Below are 19,863 nucleotides of genomic sequence, written 5' to 3'. Positions count from 1 at the left end.
ATTTACTATTTATGTTATTTATTGGTATTTTATTGCAGGTATATTTTGTATGTAATCTCGTCGAGTAATAAGCAAATTTGTATATATTGTCCTTTATAACTACATGGTCTTTAGTTGTGGTAAACATCTTTTTGCCAGGTATTTTTTGGGGATACTAGCACTTTTAAAATTTGATTTTTTGCCCTGTTAGTTTCTTTGATTTAGCTTTTTTTATTTTAATTTAAGTTGAGATTTTGATTTAAATTGTTGTTTTTATTGGTTAATGTTTTTTGTTTGATGGTTGTGTTCCCCGTTTAAAAGTTCTTTTAAAAAATGGCAGCTTGTTCTGATTTTTCAATTCAATGTTATTCATAACATATGAGTTAACCCTGTATCTTTCTCTTGTTAATGTTAATTCATAGGGACACCTAGTCAGCATAAATAAGGTGTAAAAATAATTAATAGGAAGACATACGGAAAGCTTATGCGTTTGTTATCGACATTAGTAAGGTTCATATTATCTTTATTGATATGTATAACTGGTTTATCTGTGCTTCCAGCACAAGCTAATATTACCGATGATTTGGTGGTAACAATAAGTGCACCAAAGAATTATGATGCAGGTTCATCAGTAAAATATACATTAACCATTAAAAATAATTCTGAAGATACCACTTATAAAAATATAAAGTTAAATGCAGCAATTGCAGATATCACTACGATGCTAGATTCTGGAAAAGAAGGTAATGCCTTTTCTTCTGTTTCTAATAAAGTCGATACTATTGGTGATAATAGTGATGCTGGTGCATTTAATACTTCTGGAAATTTAGTATCGACAAATATTGTTGTTGCTCCTTCTGAGTCAATTACTTATATCATTACAGCTAAGACTGTTGAAAATGCTATCGGCGATATTAATACCAGTGATCATGTTTCATTTAAAAAGGGTTTCTGGTTTAAAAAGGAACTAGATGCTGTTGTCACTCATTATTTACAGCCAGAGCTTTCTATTACTAAAACCGTTGCTAATTCGGCATATCAAACAGGTAAGAAAATTACCTATACCGTAGTGGTTGAAAATGCTGCTCATGCAGGTACTGCACGTAATTATCATGTGATTGATACGCTTTCATCTATCCAGTCAAAAGCGGCAAATAATAATATCGACGACAATAATAACTGGTCACATACTGACGAAGATAAGTCTAGCCCGTTTACAACGTGGGATATTACTGTCGTTGCTGAAAATGGTGCCGACTCTTCTCTATCTTCTCCTGTTAACGATGTTGATCTAGATGACACAGTGACATTTCCTGCTAAGGGTAAAATTACCTATACGGTGACAGCGACAACAACAGCTGTTGCTATTGCAGAGATCAGTAATAAAGCACTATTACTAGATGCAAAGAATCAGCAAATTGCTGAAACGGCATTAGTGAATACAAATACCCAGCTTGTAAATACGACACAGAATACGAAAAGAGTCATTGAAAGTGAGTATTCACCGGGTAACGAAATTACTTATAAATTAAGAGTTAAAAATACAGATAAGCATAAGTTTGCTAATAACATTACTTTATTAGATAAGCTGATGACATGTCCTACTACTACGCAATCGACAGGTGCAGATGATGCGCCATTTGAATATTGGTATATCGACAGTATTGATGCACAAAATACTGATAAAGGTACTGATGCAGGTGCTGCTGCGAATAATCCATCGGCACATAGAACCGATGACATTAACTTTGTTGTCGATTTAGCGCCAAATTCTTATATCGAATATACGATCAAAGCAAAAGTGAAAGACACCACGATTGGGCATATTCAAGATTCTAATGCTTGTGGTGATGACTTTGATGAATCTGGCTCTGGTATTGATATGCCAAAGGGTAAGATCCAAATTAAGAAATCGGTAGATCAAGACAAATTCACTCCGGGTGAAGATATTACCTATACCATTGAAGTAAAAAATCCATCGAATGGTTTATTACTTGATATTCCAGTGGTTGATAAATTACATGAAATCACGGCAGAGAATGCTGATGGTAATAAGGTGTACCCATTTACTGATATCCATGTAACTACAGAGCAGGGACCTCATTCAAATCCTGATGTTAACGGTGATTTAGATAAAAATCCTATTGATGTAAAAGCCACCATTTTCCCGAATGAGTCGGTGAAATACATTGTTACCGCTAAAACTAAGCAAGACATCGTCGGTGTTATCTCTAATACAGCCTATGCAGGTGAGGGTAAACAGCAAGGTAAATCGACTGTTATTACCACACCACGTTTAGAAAATTTAAACATAGAAAAGCATGTTAAAGGCGCAAATAGTGATGGCTGGCGTTCGTACGGTTACAAGGATGATAAGTTTACTTACACCATTAAAGTCACTAACCCAGCACCAGCAGGCTTTGCTAAAAATGTCACAGTGACAGATGCTATTTCTCAAATAAAAGCAGAGTTACTTGAAAAAGCGGGTGAAGAGGTACCTGTATTCACGTCATGGACCGTATCAACAGCGACTGACGGTGGGGCGGAAGTTGTTAAAGCACCTGTAAATAATAAAGATTTAGAGAGCGTTGTTAATGTTCCAGCTGAAGGCTCCGTCACATTTACTGTAACTGCCAATATTGATCCACGTAGTAAAGGTCATGTGATTTGGGGCAAATTTACTAACCAAGCACAAGCTAAATTGGAACGTACCGGTGAAGTGATCAAAACAGCTAACGTTGATGTTGTTCCTGCTGAACCTCGTTTACGTTTACGTAAGTTAGTGTCGAACAGTGTTTATACGGTTGGACAACCCCTTGAGTACACCATTGATATTCAAAATTATGATCGTGATGGTTATGTGAATGATGGTCATGTATCAGATTCGATCTCAACATTAGGCATTTTTGATACATGGAAAGTGTGGTGGAAAATCATTGAGGATGATAAGAACCCTGCTGCAACTGATCGTGGTCAAGGAACAGAGTTATTTGGTTACCCAACCACAGAAACAAGTGCGAGTGAAGGTACCAAAGATATCAATAATGCTCGCTTTGATTTAGCACCGCATCAAACATTACGTATTCATGTAAAAGGCATTGTTTCCGCTAATGCTGTTGGCAAAGGCAAGATCACTAACGTTGCAACGGTATCAGATAATGCTGGTGATCACTTCGATGCTTCTGTTGATGTAAATGAAGATAGTGCATCAGTAAATAGCATTAGTATTTACAAATTCGGTGATCCTGACTTTAAACGTTATCACCCAGGTGACAAATATACTTGGACAGTACGTGTCGTTAATAACAGTGCGAATGCTGTCGATAATGTCGTTGTTAGCGATAAGATCATTGGGGTTGATGTTTTACTGGCAAATAATGGCGACAACAAGCATGCCGATATTACTGGTACGCCTTATCGTTCATGGACGATTACCAAGCAAGTTGGTGAGGGAAGTGAAGAACTGCTTGCTGAAAATGTTGATTTACATGATGAATTGAAATTAGCGAAAAAAGGTGAGGATGGCGACAATGCAACTTACCGAATCACGGCCATTATTAAAGATAATGTGGTGGATGAATGGCTGAAAAACGTTGCTGAAGTCTCTTACTTTACATTGAAAAACGGCGAGATGGTGCCGATCACTGCATACGCAGATGCTACTGTACAACGTGCCGATACAGGTGGCGATGTCACTCGCCATTTGAATGAATCACATTATATTCCAGGTAAAACACAAATCGTTTATACCATCACAGCATCTTCAAGCTTGGGTTATATGAACGATAGAACCATTTTTGATGATCTTGAAGGGTTAAAAGTAACAACCATCAATAAAGACGGTACAACGTCAGAAGGTAACCCGTTTGATCATGGTTCTGGCCCTGTGTTCACGGTAGAGGTTATAAGAAAAGAATCAAAAAAAATTCATGATGCACCATCGACTTCAACGGATGGCTTAGTAGACGGTACTGTTGCTAATAACAAAAACATCAACACTATGATTGATGTCGCTCCTAGTGAGAAAGTGATCTATACCGTGACAGGTACGGTACGTGACGATGCGGTTGGTGATATTACTTTTAATAACGATCCTGACTTAGTGGTTAAACCTTATGAGCCGAAATTAGAAATTGAAAAGAAGGTTGATCAGAAAAGCTATGAACCAGGTAAACCATTACATTACACCTTAACAGTTAAAAACACGGGTAAAGCCCATGCCTTTCATGTCCATGTAAAGGATCTACTCGCTGACGTGAAAGTACTGGATGTTAATGGTAATCAAGCGCCTGCGTTCTCGTCTGTGACAACAACAGATAAATACAGTGGTGAATATAAAACATGGTATTTCGCAGGTCACTATGATCAAACTGGCAGTATTAATACAACGGATACCATTATTCCTTTAGGTGGCGCTGCTGTTTATAGCGTTAATGCTGTTGTCAACAAAGATGCGGTTGGCCCAATCACCAATGCCTTAGATGTAAACGGTAATACCACCGAAGTAGTCACTAACCCTGTAACTGCAAAATACATTGCTAAGAAGACGATTGTTGCTTACTACGATGACGAGAAAAATAAACTGCCGGATCTTAAAGGCTATATGCCGGGTGGTTATATTGAGTATCAAGTAACGGTTACTAACCAAAGTACTGCGAATATTGATGATTTATCGATAAAAGACGATCTATCAACTATCACTGCAAAAACCGTTGATGGTGGAGAAGAGCCTGTTTTCGATGATGTATTGATTGCTCATGCTTTTGCTCATCAAGATGCATTTAGTAAAGTGGCAGATTTTGCACCTTCAACTCAAGTACTTGATACGACAGTTGATATTGGTCCTGAAAACGAGGTGACGTTTAATATCACAGCACATATTAAACCTACCATTGTTGGTACTTTCCAAAATGAGGCAAATATTGGAGACAGGCTACATCCTAAGTCTCCTATCTCTAAGATGTTGCCTGCCAATGTCGAACTAACGAAAATTGTTATGGATAGTGCAGGTAAGGAAATTAAGACTTACCAACCAGGCCAAAAAATCCAATACAAAATTGAGTTATCAAACAAAGGCTACGGTACGAGTTATACAGTGGCATTGAAAGATGAGCTAAGTAAATTACTTACCAATGTCGCTGAATTATCAGGTGATGGTAAGCAAGATCCAACAGCTACGCCTTTTAGCAATTGGTCTGTTAATGCGCCTGCATTTGAAGGTGGCATTACAACAATCCCACTGACAACAGGGCAGAATGATATTAAAGCTAAGGCAGTGCTTGCTCCTAAAGTCGGCAAAATAACGATTTTAGTGGATGCAACCATTAGCAATGATGCCTTGGGGGATATTACCAATATCGCAGTGTTCGGCAAGAAGAGTGATGATGCTGTATTAACCCCTGAGCCTAAAGATATTAGCGCGTCAAAAAATGTCATCGAGCTTGATGGTAAGCCATTCACATCGAATAGCTATTATCTTCCAGGACAAAAAGCGACATACGAAATTAAGGTTCAAAATAGTTCAAATAACTGGGCAAATGACATCACGGTTAAAGACGTTGTATCACATGTACACGTTGATGTAGCAGGTGATAAGAATGAGCCTGCTTATAGCGATTATCGTATTACTTATCGTATTGAAGGTGGTGTATCTGGTTTGCCTGATACCTTTGTACCTGTAAATACGCCTTTAGATAATAAGCAGCTTGATACTGAACTGGATATTGCACCACAACAAACCGTGTACTTTACCGTTGAAGCAATGATTAAAGATACTGCGGTTGGTGTGATTGAGCCTAACCATGCATTTGTTAATGGTTTAGACAACACATCACAGGAGATCCCACCGCAAAGCAGTGACTTTGTTATTCATAAAAAGGTGGCAGAGGAAGATAAAACCTTCACGCCTGGGCAAGAGATCAACTACACCATCACGGTAGAAAATACAGGTGATGCGTGGCTGAATGATTTGCCGATCAAAGATGAATTAACAGCGATCACAGCAGAGATTGCTCATGATGCGACATCACCGACGGAAGGTGTGGCTTTTAGCTCTGTATTAGTTGAAGCGAAAGCTTCCGATGGTTCATTTGTTACAAGCAATGCGTCAGACAACATTGATGCTGTGGCTGATATTAAACCGAAAGGCTCGGTGACATTTACAGTGACTGCTGTCGTTGCAGATAACGTTATTGGTGCAATTGATAACACCGCTTATGCAGGAAGTGATAATACGCCTTCTGAAAAGGTCACTATCACGCCTAAGCAAGGTGATTTTGAGTTAACCAAAACAGCAGATACTGAGACATATGTAACTGGTCAAGAAGTAACGTACAGCGTGACGTTAAGTAATAGTAGCGATGCTTGGATCTCTGATATTTCACTTCAAGATCAAGTATCGAAGATTGTTGCTGACTCTCATGCTGGGGTAAAAGTACCTGCATTTGACGCATCTAGTATTAACTTTACTTGGGCATCCGAAGGTGCAATTAAGAGCTTTGTTGATGTTAATTCTGCGAATGAATCAGCAACGGTATCTTTAGCGCCAAAAGGCAAAGTGATCTTTACTATTAAGGCGAAAGTGGCTGACAACATTGTCGGTGACATCACCAATGAAGCGACAGCTAATGATAAAACTGCAGATGTGACAATTACTCCTAAAGCAAGTGAGTTCGATATTCATAAAGCAGCAGATATTGAAACGTTTGTACCGGGACAAGTTGTTACTTACACCGTTACCGTAAATAACACCGGCGGCACGTGGCTAGATGATCTTCCAATTAAGGATGATCTAAAAGCAATTCAAACTGATGTAATTGGCACTTCAGGCTCTAAAGAGAAAGGCAATGCCTTTAGTGCAATTGAAGTAACAGCATCTGCAACGCCAGATTCAACGGTTACTAACCCAGCAGCCGATACTATTGATGCAACGGCTGACATTAAGCCGCAAGGCAGTGTGACATTTACGGTTAAAGCAACGGTTGCCGCGAATGTTATTGGCAATATCGATAACACAGCCTATGCAGGTAATGACAACACACCATCAGAGACGGCGACAATTACACCAGAATCAGGTGATTTTACTTTAACGAAAACGGCAGATATTGCTGAGTTCGTGACAGGTCAGGAAGTGACTTATGTGGTGACGCTTGAAAATAGCAGTGATAGCTGGATCACTGATATTCAGTTGTCAGATAAAGTCTCTAAGATCATGGCTCTATCTCACGATGGTAATGATGAAAATGCATTTGAATCGTCAAGTATTAGCTATGAGTGGCATGTAAAAGGCACAGATAAAAGCTATATCGAATCTGATCTTGCTAATGAATCAGCGGTAGTGAATCTTGCGCCAAAAGGTATTGTTGATCTAACAATCAAAGCGAAAGTCGCTGAAAACGTGGTTGGCGATATTACCAATGTCGCAACGGCAAATGATAAAACGGCAGAGGTAACGATTGATCCTAAGAGTGGTGACTTTACTATTACTAAATCGGTTAATAAGGCAACCTTTGTGCCGGGTAAACCAGTCACTTATACAGTAACAGTAAAAAATACGGGTGGTACATGGTTAGATAACTTCCCAATTAAAGATGATCTAAAAGCGATTGAAGCTGATATCGCACATAGCGCGAGTTCACCCGTTAAAGGTGTGGCATTCAGCGTTGTATCAGTAGTTGCTAAAGTATCTGATGGCTCATATGTTACCAGTCATGCAACTGACAAGATTGACGCTGTGGCGGATATTAAGCCGAAAGGCTCGGTGACATTTACAGTAACGGCTGTTGTTGCTAATAACGTGATTGGCGCAATTGATAACACTGCTTATGCCGGTGAAGAAAATACGCCATCTGAAACGGTAACTATCACGCCAGAGCAAGGGGATTTTGCGTTAACCAAGAGCGCTGATACCGATACCTTTATTCAAGGTCAGAAGATCACGTACACAGTAACGTTATCAAATGATTCTGATAGTTGGGTAACAGATGTACTACTAAAAGATGAAGTATCGAAAATCGAAGCAGTTGATCCAACAGGTACAAAAGTAGCTGCGTTTGATCCTGCAACTATTAAGGTTTCAGCAACATCTGAAGGTAGCCTTGATAGCTTTGTTGATATCAATACTGATAGTGAATCGGCAATGGTAAGTCTTGCGCCACATGGCAAAGTTCACTTTGAAATAGCAGCGAATGTTGCCAGTAATATTGTTGGGGATATTACTAACGTGGCAATAGCGGGTGATAAATCTGCTGAAGCGACAATTACTCCAACACAAGGTGAATTTACGCTAGAGAAAGCTGTAAACAAGCTGACGTTTGTACCGAATGACACCATGACGTACAGCCTAACTCTGAAGAATAATTCAGAAGCATGGGTAACAAATGTAAAAGTGACTGATGCATTTAATACCATTACAACTGAACTTGCAGGTCATAGAACAGGGTTAGCTTTTGATAAATCATCAATCAAAGTGACATATGGCAAGATCACTGCTGGTGAAGGTTATGTGAAACCTAATCCTGATGGTAGTGCATCTGCATTAGTGGACTTAGCACCAAATAGTGAAGCGGTGATAACCGTGGATGCTCAGGTTGCAAGCGATGTTGTCGGTAATATTGCCAATACTGCCTATGCGAATGATCAAGCGTCTAATGAAGTGGTGATCACGCCTGAAGCATCTGAAATCACGATTGAGAAAACAGCTGATATTAGTGAGTTTGTTCCGGGTCAAACCGTGAATTACACAGTGACAGTGAATAACACCAAAGCGAGTTGGGCGACGGGCGTTAATATCAAAGATGAAGTATCAAAAATTGAAGCTGAAATCGCTGGTGGTACGCCAACCTCACCATTAACAGGCAGTGTTTTTGATGCCAATTCGGTTGTGACAAAAATTGCTGACTTGGGCGATAGCAAGGTTGTTAAGCAAGAAAGCAATGAAAGTATCATTTTAGATATCGCGCCTAACTCTTCAGTGACGGTAAATATTGCTGCGAATGTGAATAAGAACGTGATTGGTTCTATTACCAATATCGCTCATGCGATTGATATTAATGGTGATGATCATAATGCTGAAGTGACAATCGAACCTATTGAAGGTGCTGTGATTTTAACGAAAGAAGCTATTTACGTGACTTATAAGAACGGTGGTGAAGTAGGTTTTGATATTAAAGTTGAAAATACTGGCGCAGGTTTTGCCGCTCATGTAGAGCTACAAGATCTGATCAGCAAGATAGAAGCAACAACAAACTTAGGTCAATCAACACCTGCATTAACACACTGGAAAGTGAGTTATGTCGCTGGTGATGAAAACACCAAAGTGATGGATGTTGCTTTAAATAAGCTAAAGCAAAACTTACCTGAAGATAAAGATGTGAATGTGGTGATGGATATTGCGCCACAAGATACAGTGACATTTACTGTAATGGGTACTGCTGCTGATGACATTGTTGATGATATTACTAACACTGCGAGCATGACATTTGGTGAGAACAAACAGGATGCAACGGCAACTGTTAAGCCAGAGCAAACCAGTTTTGAAGCAACCAAAGCAAGTATTGAGTCGCACTATATTATTAATAATGATTTGAGCTTTGAACTCAGCATTACCAATACATCTGCCAATATTATCAATGATATGGTAGTTAACGATGATATGAGTGCGATTGAGACGACATACCGTGATGGTTCAACAGGTCCTGCTTTTGTCAAAGATAGCACTAAGTTTGTTGTAGATACTGTACCGCAAGGGGCGCAAGCCACAGCACAAACTGAAACACAATACTTAGTTGATTTACTGCCTAAACAAACCATTACGTTTAAAGTTACGGGTAAGGTCGTAGATAGTGCTAACGGTATGATTCAAAATATTGCTCAGGTTAATGATCAAGATGTATTAAGTAATCTAGTCCCGCCATTAGAGCCGGAAATTACAGGTACCATTGTTACGACAACGGATTATGACGACAACAATGTGGGTGAAGATGAAAACATCTATGTACCTGGCGGTGAAGTGGTTTATACCATTACACTTGCGAATGATACTGATGCGTTTGCTAATAACGTTGGCTTTATGAGTGAATTCTCAAAGGTGAAGGCGAAGGATTACCAAGGTAATAATATTAATGCCTTTACTGGCTGGAAAATCACCGCAAGAGCAACGGGTGAAGAGCATGGTACGACTGTTGGTGATTTTTCTGATAACACTGATATCAAAACCGAGCTGCATATTGCTCCGCATAGTAAAGTGGTCTACACCTTTACAACCACGGTAGATAAAGATCTTGTAGATAAAATTGATTATCTAGCACTGTATATCGGTAATAAGGTCATTGGCTATCCAACACCACATAAAATGGATATTGAAAAGCTTGAATCTGAAGTGAAACCTATGCTGCCAGAGTACGATTTGAAGCTAACTAAAACAGCATCAAAAGCGACGGCACAAGTGGGTGACGTGGTTGAATACGAAGTGATGGTAGAAAACGACAATAAAGCGAGTTTCTTCGATGTATCAGTTGTTGACCATTACCCAGCAGGTTTTCAATACGTGGCAGGTTCAACCCAAATCGTACATAGTGGTCCAGATGGTGAGTTTGATACCAAAGATGACGAATTGCTAAGCCAAGAGCCTGTGATGTCAGGACAATTAACCTTTAGAAAGGTTAACCTGAAATCAAACGAGAAAGTGCGTGTCCGTTATTTGATGCGTGTTAGTACCGGGGTGACATTTGGTAAATATGTGAATACCGCCGTTGCGCAGATCCGTGGTGAAGACAAATCGAATGTCGATAAAGCCGTTGTTGAAATTGAAGCAGATAAGTTATTCGATACTGCATCTATCATAGGTAAAGTATTTGAAGACTTAAATGGTGATGGTTTCCAAGCCGATGCAACAGCAAAAGGCATTACTGTAAAAACGGACTTACCGAAAGGGGATTATGTTGCCAATTCAACAACTTTAATGCGTGACGGTAAAACGACTGTCGTGAGTGATGTAAAACAAGCGGCACCTATTAACCGTGGTATCACAGTTAAATCCTTGATGGGTCAATCGCAAAATAGAACCTTGAAGCAAGGTAATAAAGTCGCGATCCGCTTTAAAACGACAACAGCTACACCGTTTGCTTTTAGCGTAACAACAAGCAATGGTACTCATGTTCACTTTGGTGCCGATGGTAAAATTACACGTACATTAACCGGTGATACCAAGCAAGGGCTTTCCGCTGAAAACCTGAATGTGACACGTAATCTATACCAAGCGAAAACGGGTTATGTTTGGGAGATCGTGATTGAAAACTTGGGTATCTATGAAGATGGTATCCCAGGGGTTCGCTTAATTACCACTGAAGGGATCAAGATCGAAACCGATCAATTTGGTCGTTACCACATTCCAGATCAGTGGGTTAAAGATAAGAAAGGTAAGAACTTCCTTGTGAAAGTCGATACTGATTCTCTACCAACAGGAATGAAAGTGATCAGTGAAAACCCGAAAGTACAGCGTATAACGCCAAATGCACTGGCTAAGTTTAATTTCAGTGTTCAAACCAAACATTAATTAGTTAAGCGATAAATCAAAGGCTGATGAATTCTCATCAGCCTTTTTTGTATCTATTTTTATAAACTCTTTTTAATATCAAAGAGTCGCTTCCATACCTATTAATATAACGAATACTTGTCATCATTTATCTTGCCATGAATAACAGTGCGCGTATTAATCTATCTATTGCTGTTGTTCTATATTCCTAGATTTATTTCACTATGTGCTTTAACGAGTATAAATACCTATCTATGAGGGAGTGGATATTTGATAAGTCAATTAATACAACTAAGTCATTTTCATTTTTGTAATTAAAGTAAGAGACAATAATAACTATGATTTTTAAATGGAAATAGAGAGAGGCAGTGAAAATATCACTGCTATTGGGGTATTAATATTATTCTGAAAATTGGATTCAAAACTCTTTACTATCATAAAATCATATAGTTATTATTTGTAACTCAATGATTTTAAATGTTTATGTTTTTTTATGTAAAGAGGGGTAAATCTTGCTTCTCTTGAATTTCCATGATGAATTTATCTTGCCATGTATTTAATATTAATTGACCTAAACAGTGTTTTTTTCTCTGAAATTCAAAATCAAAATATTTCAATGTTTATGAGTTAACCCTTTTAAGACCAATTGTTAGCCTGTCTACATATTAATTATGTATCCATTTTGTTCACAGATAACACCTATATGTAGTGATCAAAATTAAGGAAGTAAAGACAGAAGAATTGCTATTCACCCGAATGAGTATTGATTCTTTTACATCCGGCGTGGTTGCCAAAAGAGGTTAAAGTGAAACAGTTTAAACTAAGTAAAATAACACTATTAATCATTACGGCGTTGCCTTTAATTGCTCAAGCTCAACCTGTAAATACGTCAGAAAATCCATCACAAAGTGATCCTGAATTAACGTTAATTAGCTCAGAATCTACCGATGTTAAAACCGATATTCACACTCAGAAAGATAACTCACGTATCTATTTAGACGAAGGTGCGATTTGGGCTACTCGTGATATCACCAAATTTTCACCTGTGCTTAATGTCGATCTTAGTGATGAGGTGGAAGTTGAACACAATCAGGTAACAGATAGCCTTCGATTCAATATCCAAACCAATTACTCTCATTATATTAAGCGTTGGCAATTTGCGGTATACCGTGGCAAAGATCGTCATTTATCTCAGCCATTGAAAGTGCTAGCTGGTGATGAGCTGAGTAATGATTTTGATATTGAATGGGATGGTAAAACTGATACGGCATACTCGTTCAAAGCCGGGGAGCAACTGATCTTTAGGCTCAAGGTTTGGGATAAAGATGGCAACATGGATATATCGACACTCGGTGTTACTGATTTAGTCCGTGCTGATAAACAAGTAGAAATCGATAAACTTGATAATGATGACAACAATGAAAAGCGCACTTATGGTCGTGCAACATTGATGCGTCATAACATTCCCACGTCGTCAGGCATGGCAAAAATGATGGGCACAGGGCTAAAGGGCGTTGATACTGTCACCATTGGTGAAGATGAATATACGGTGGAAGATGGCAAATTATATGTAGAAAAGTATTTGCCAACCGATGCCTACATGTTCCCTGTGAAAGTGAAATACGACGATGGTAAAGAGCGTGACTATCAGCTATTTGTGCGTATTCCCGATACTTACTATGCTCAAGCGGGTTTAGTGGATCTGTATTTTGGTAAAAATCATGTTTCTGGCAATAAAGATGTGCTGGGCGTGGACGATCAATACCAAGGTGATATTTATAACCGTGGTCGCTTAGCCTATTTCGGTCAAGGTAAGTTTGGCGATAAGCTTCAGGTTGTTGCTCATGTAGATACTAAAGAATCAGCGTTAAAAGATATGTTCAAACATCCGTTTGCGGCTGATGACACAACGGTATTTGATATCTTAGACGATGACGACGAAATGTATTACGGCAACTATGGTGATGAAGCCAATATTGAGAAAGTCGTTAATACTAAAGGTAAAGTTTATCTAGATGTGCAATATGATAAATCCAGTGTCATGTGGGGGAATTTCAATACTGGATTAACCGGTACTGAAAACGCAGACTACAGCCGCAGCTTATATGGTTTTAAAGGGGATTATCGTACTCGTCAAACCACGTCATTTGGTGATGATCGTCTTGCTGTCACCGCTTTTGCTTCACAAGCTGACACCTTATCTTCTCATGATGAATTCTTAGGTACTGGTGGTAGCTTATACAGCACTCGTCACGGTGAAATTGTACCAGGTAGCGACAAAGTCACTCTCGTTGTGCGTAACAGTAAAACAGGTGTTGTGGAAAGCCGTAAAACCTTGCAATCGGGTCGTGATTACACCATTAACCCGTTCCAAGGTCGTATTGTGCTGAATAAACCATTAAGTCAGCAGTCACAATCTGGTGGTGATGGGGTATTAGATTCATCAACCAATAACGATCTCGAAAACTACTTATCGGTTGATTATGAATATGTGCCAAACGGTAGCGAAGCATTAGAGCAAATGACAACGGGTGGACGTGTTAAAGGTTGGCTTACCGATAACATTGCCCTTGGTAGTACTTATGTTCAAGAGCAAAAAGATAATCAGAATTATCAATTATCAGGGGCTGACTTAACCTTAAAAGCCACAGAAGGGAGTTACTTAACGGCGGAATTCTTTCATTCTGAAGGGCAGCAAACTGACAGTAATTACTTGTCAAAAGATGGTGGTTTAAGTTTCGATAAAATTGAAAACACCGATCCAAGCGCTAAACGTCAAGGTGACATGATCCAAGTACACGCAGTCGCGAGTTTGTACGATCTTATGCCTGATACTTTTGGTGCTGTCGGTAACGATATTGAAGCTTGGTATCGTGATAAAGACTTAGGTTATTCCTATGCTAGTCAAGACGATAACTTGGCACAGTTGGCTTATGGCTCGAAGCTACGTTTGCAGTTTGGCGATAGAACACAATTAACTACTCGATTTGATCATTTAGATGAGCAAGACAGCAGCGGTAAAACAGTTACCGATACCGAACGTGTTGAAGTTGAAGGTCAATACAGAGTTACCGAACATCTAAAAATTGCCGCAGCAGGTCGTCATGTTAATGAGCTTAATAATGATGATCAGCAAAGCTCTGGTGATCTGGTAGGTGTTCGTGCCGATTATGAATTTAACGATGACAATAGTGTTTATGTTAAAGGGCAGAAAACCGTTAATGCTAGTCAAAGTTTTGATCAGGACGATAGCGTTGCCGTGGGTGCTGAGTTTGCGCTGAATGATGATTGGACGTTATCTGGTGAATATGCCACGGGTGATCGCGGCGATTCACTGCAAGCGAAAGTGGATTACCAAGTTAACGATTACTACTCTACTTACGCGAGTTATATCCAAGAAGATTACGATAACGAAAACAATATTGTTTTTGGTCAGAAAGCGGATCTCACCGATACCCTGTCGTTCTATCAAGAAAATCAGTTTGTGGATGATAACAATGGCAAAGGCAAGGTGAACTCGTTTGGCTTTGATTATGATGTCAACGATGACGTTGATGCTGGTATTGCGTTTGAAAAAAGTAACTTAAAAAGCACAGATAATGGTGATATTGAGCGAAGTGGGATCAGTGTTTATACCTCGGTTGATAAAGACGATTACAGCTTAAAAAATAAAGTGGAATACCGTGTCGATAAAGGTGATAGCAAAGTCACTCAATTTGTTACCACTAACCGCTATGTTCATCATCTTAGCGATGAATACACCTTGTTTGGTAAGTTTAATTACTCGAAATCTAAAGATGAAACGAAAAACGAAGTCGTAGAACGTTACACTGAAAGCAGTGTTGGCTTAGCTTATCGTCCTATTTTTAATGATCGGCTGAATTTCTTAACTCGCTACACCTATTTAGAAGATTACGATCAAACTGACCGTTCAAAAGAGCAAGATACCAATAATGAGAAAAGCCATATTGTTGAAGGTGAAACGATTTATTCGGTTAATGCCCATGTTGATCTTGGTTTGAAAGGGGCTTACAAGAAAAAATCTGAGCTTTATAAACGTAAAGACAGTAGCGATGTGCCAGTGAAGAACGAGATCTTCCTAACAGGTATCAGTGCCAGCTATAAAGTGATGAAAGACTGGGATATATCCGGTGAATATCACTGGAAAAAAGATCGTGTCACTGATGATTTAGAGCAAGGTGCATTAGTGTCTGTGAATAAACATATTAATGATAATGTGAAAATTGGTGTGGGTTATAACTTTTCTAAATTTGATGATGATTTAGTACATAACGATGATTACAACGCGAAAGGCGTCTTCATTAACCTAGTGGGTAAATTCTAATGAAAAAATCATTCTTCGTATTATGTGTATTAGCGTTATTGGGTGGTTGCTCAACAGATACTTATGTTAGCCAAGAAAACATCAATAAGTTTGATGATCTGACCGTGAAGAAGTTTTTAATTGCAGAGCTTAAACAGAAAACAATAGCAGAAGATAAGAAAATATACTTGTCTTTGATCTCGCATTTTGACTTTGATAAAGCGGTTTTAAAACCACAAGACATTAAAGAGTTAGATAATTTTATTGCTAAAATTCAGCCACTTTCAGGTGATATCTTAATTGCAGGTCATACCGACTATCAAGGTAGTGATAGCTACAATGAAGCGTTATCGCTGCGCCGTTCACATGTGATTGAAAGCTATTTAAAAGCGAGAATTGATGAAAGTCATTATCATTTTGAAGTGAAATATTTTGGTGAGAAGAATCCCATCGTGAAAGGGCACAGCTTAAAAGCCAATGCATTGAACCGTCGTGGTTTGGTGATGTTTACTGAAATCTAATCGATAAATTCGAGATAAAGAAAAGGCGAGAAAGGTAACCCTTCTCGCCTTTTTTGATCTCGTTTGTAACGAAATTATAGCTTGTCAGTTAGCTTAACAGCATCACCAATGTAGTTTGCTGGTGTTAGCTCTTTTAGACGTGCTTTTTCGTGCTCTGGTAGTTCAAGACCATCGATGAATACACGCATACCTTCGCCATCAACACGCTTACCACGAGTTAGCTCTTTTAGCTTCTCGTATGGCTTCTCGATACCGTAACGACGCATCACTGTTTGTACTGGCTCTGCTAGTACTTCCCAGTTCTTATCAAGCTCTGCTGCTAGTGCTTCGGCGTTAACTTCTAGTTTGCTAATGCCTTTCAGAGTTGATGTGTAAGCAATAATTGCATAACCACAACCTACACCTAGGTTACGAAGTACTGTTGAGTCAGTAAGGTCGCGCTGCCAGCGAGAAACAGGCAGTTTCTGTGCTAGGTGACCGAAGATAGCATTCGCTAGGCCAAGGTTACCTTCAGAGTTTTCAAAGTCGATTGGGTTAACTTTATGCGGCATTGTTGATGAGCCGATTTCACCTGCAATTGTCTTCTGCTTGAAGTGACCTAGTGCAATGTAGCCCCAAACGTCACGGTCGAAGTCTAGAAGGATTGTGTTGAAACGTGCGAATGCATCGAATAGCTCTGCGATGTAATCGTGTGGTTCAATCTGTGTTGTGTAAGGGTTCCAAGTGATACCTAGAGAGGTCACGAACTCTTCACTGTATTGATGCCAATCGATTTCTGGGTAAGCAGAAAGGTGAGCGTTGTAGTTACCTACAGCACCGTTGATCTTACCAAGAATTTCAACGTTTTCGATTTGCTTGTATTGACGTTCCATGCGGTACGCCACGTTTGCCATTTCTTTACCCATTGTTGATGGAGAAGCTGGCTGACCGTGTGTACGAGTAAGCATTGGAATATCACGGAATTGATTAGCCAGATCTTTGATCGCATCAATTACGTTACGTACTTCAGGTAGCATCACTTTTTCACGAGCTTCTGTCAGCATAAGCGCGTGAGAAAGGTTGTTGATGTCTTCTGAAGTACATGCAAAGTGGATGAATTCGTTAACAGCGTGAAGCTCTGGCACTTCAGCTACTTTTTCTTTTAAGAAGTATTCAACCGCTTTAACGTCGTGGTTTGTTGTACGCTCGATCGTTTTAATGCGTAGCGCATCTTCTTCACTAAACTCAGCCGCAATACGATCTAAGAATGCGTTTGCTTCAGCGCTGAATGCAGGAACTTCCACAATAGCGTCAGTAGCAGCCAATTTTTGTAACCAACGGATTTCAACGATAGTACGGTACTTTAGCAGACCAAATTCACTGAAGATGCTGCGTAGCGCACTTGTTTTACTTCCGTAGCGGCCGTCTACTGGGGAAACAGCAGTCAATGCTGACAGTTCCATATTGGGTCTCTCCTGATTTATAAGGGTTAAAACAAAATTGTTTGCTTAGCTTGAGGAGCACTCAAGCCAAGCAGTATGAAGCTCAATCTGTCGCTTTAGTTACGAGCAAGCAAGATTTTTGCTTGTTCGATCATTTGCTTACGACCAAACAATAAATGGCGACGTTTACCACCTACTTGACGCCAAAGTACCGCACCACGTACCGCAGCTAGCAATAGCGCACGTACTTTATGTTGTACGTGGGGTTGCTGCAGTTGTGCAGGAGTACCTGATACTTGGATGCGAGGGCCAAGTGGGCTAATAATATCAAGGTAAACACTCGCGATATTACTTAGCATTTGCTCGTCAAGTAGCTCAAAGTGATCACGTTGGCGTTTGATCATATCAATACGATCACCGAGTTGTGACATGCTATCTCGACGGCTTTCTAACTTACGCTCAAGTGCCATTACGCTAACCAAGTAGCGAGTAATTTCACTACCTGATGAGCTGTTATCAATGTCACGGATCATGGACTCTAAACCCATGCGTAAGTTTGCTTCATTTCCATATACAGCAATAGTATTTGAAGGACTGGTCTCAACAATACTATTTAATGTTGCGGCTAAAATATCGTTATCACAGCTGCCGTTGCGGGCAACTTCCTGTACTAGTTTTACTGCTTGGCAAATACCAGCAAAGGCGATTGTTCGGTCATAAACAGTGTAAGCCACGGTGAAACTCCTTAAATTCGCTCTTCGATAATGCCGCCACCTAGGCAGATTTCACCGTTGTAGAATACCGCGGATTGACCTGGAGTAACTGCAATTTGAGGCTCATCAAAAATCACTTTAATGGTTTCATCATCTACTGGAATGATGGTGCAAGGAATGTCTTGCTGACGGTAACGAGTCTTCACCGTACAAGCCATGGTTTCACGGATTGGTTGACGATCAACCCAGTGAAGCTGTTTTGCAATTAAACCATTAGATTTAAGACGAGGATGATCTTTACCTTGACCAACAATCAGTAGGTTGTTTTCAACGTCTTTATCTACAACGTACCATGCATCTTCATGACCGTTGCCGCCTTTCTGACCACCAATGTGTAAGCCTTTACGTTGGCCTAGTGTGTGGTACATCAGACCTTGGTGCTCACCAATTTCTTTACCTTCGTCAGCGGTAACGATTTTACCTGGCTGCGCTGGTAGGTATTTGCCTAGGAACTCCGTGAACTTACGCTCACCGATGAAACAAATACCGGTCGAATCTTTCTTCTTCGCCGTGATCAAACCTTGCTCTTCCGCAATGCGGCGAACTTCAGGTTTTTCTAACTCACCCACAGGGAATAGGCTACGTGCAATTTGCTCGTGGCTTAATGTGTAAAGGAAGTAACTTTGGTCTTTGTTGTTGTCGACACCACGTAGCATTTGAGGCTTTTCGCCTTCTGCAGTAGGGAAGCTGCGACGTGTGTAGTGACCCATAGCAATGTAATCTGCTTCAAGCACTTCATCTGCAAACTCAAGGAAAGCTTTAAACTTGATTTCCTTGTTACATAGAATGTCTGGGTTTGGCGTACGGCCTGCTTTGTACTCAGCAAGGAAGTATTCAAATACGTTATCCCAGTATTCAGCTGCAAAGTTGATGGTGTGCAGAGGAATACCAAGCTTGTCACATACAGCTTGTGCATCAGCGAGATCTTCTGCAGCAGAGCAGTATTCGTCGTTATCGTCTTCTTCCCAGTTTTTCATGAATAAGCCTTCAACTTGATAACCCTGTTGAAGGAGTAGGTAAGCGGATACCGATGAATCTACGCCGCCGGACATGCCGACAATGACTTTCTTTTGGCTGTTATCTGACATATTTCTCTTCAGTCGCTAATTTAGTGTTAAGAGCGTAATTCTAACAGAAAGCATTGAGCTGAAACAGATCGAGAGCAGAATCACACTTCAATAAATAAGTGACATAGCTTTATGTGCTAGGTACCAAACTAAAATAACCTTAAAAATCATTTTTAAAACAATAACTAACAATAAAAAATGCCAATAAAACAGAGGTTATATATTAAGTTTGGAATCTAACGCAA

6 protein-coding genes are annotated in these 19,863 nt (G+C 39.7%); 3 read left to right on the top strand and 3 right to left on the bottom strand.

The genetic code is table 11. The features are described 5' to 3' along the window. Nucleotides 1-529 precede the first annotated feature (529 nt). The 3 genes from E5A76_RS02750 (at nucleotide 530) to E5A76_RS02740 (ending at nucleotide 16,357) form a co-directional block, all read left to right on the top strand. The gene (locus E5A76_RS02750) at nucleotides 530-11,533 is read left to right on the top strand and encodes a DUF11 domain-containing protein (RefSeq protein ID WP_161118029.1); all 11,004 of its coding nucleotides are present in this window, start codon (nucleotides 530-532) and stop codon (nucleotides 11,531-11,533) included. Between the two features lie 784 nt (nucleotides 11,534-12,317). Continuing rightward, nucleotides 12,318-15,857 (top strand): hypothetical protein, encoded by a 3,540-nt coding sequence (locus tag E5A76_RS02745; RefSeq protein WP_161118028.1) that lies wholly within the window; start codon nucleotides 12,318-12,320, stop codon nucleotides 15,855-15,857. Then, entirely contained in the window at nucleotides 15,857-16,357 is a 501-nt protein-coding gene (locus E5A76_RS02740; RefSeq protein WP_161118027.1) for an OmpA family protein, read from the top strand. Before E5A76_RS02745 ends, E5A76_RS02740 begins: the two co-directional genes overlap by 1 nt. Before the next feature lie 74 nt (nucleotides 16,358-16,431). On the opposite strand, the gene purB is transcribed toward E5A76_RS02740, so the two are convergent. From purB to mnmA, 3 genes are all read right to left on the bottom strand, one after another. Beyond that, the gene (gene purB / locus E5A76_RS02735) at nucleotides 16,432-17,799 is read right to left on the bottom strand and encodes an adenylosuccinate lyase (RefSeq protein ID WP_008987529.1); all 1,368 of its coding nucleotides are present in this window, start codon (nucleotides 17,797-17,799) and stop codon (nucleotides 16,432-16,434) included. A 95-nt stretch (nucleotides 17,800-17,894) separates the two neighbouring features. Then, nucleotides 17,895-18,512 carry a high frequency lysogenization protein HflD gene (hflD, locus tag E5A76_RS02730; protein ID WP_053986923.1) on the bottom strand — a complete coding sequence of 206 codons (618 nt, stop codon included), beginning with the start codon at nucleotides 18,510-18,512 and terminating at the stop codon, nucleotides 17,895-17,897. Nucleotides 18,513-18,523: 11 nt separating this feature from the next. Beyond that, nucleotides 18,524-19,639 (bottom strand): tRNA 2-thiouridine(34) synthase MnmA, encoded by a 1,116-nt coding sequence (gene mnmA, locus E5A76_RS02725; RefSeq protein WP_008987527.1) that lies wholly within the window; start codon nucleotides 19,637-19,639, stop codon nucleotides 18,524-18,526. Nucleotides 19,640-19,863 lie beyond the last annotated feature (224 nt).

The organism is Photobacterium lucens (assembly GCF_009873615.1).
Taxonomy (GTDB): domain Bacteria; phylum Pseudomonadota; class Gammaproteobacteria; order Enterobacterales; family Vibrionaceae; genus Photobacterium; species Photobacterium lucens.
The sequence above is the reverse complement of the archived record's forward strand: the minus strand, read 5'-3'. Positions and strand labels throughout refer to the sequence as shown.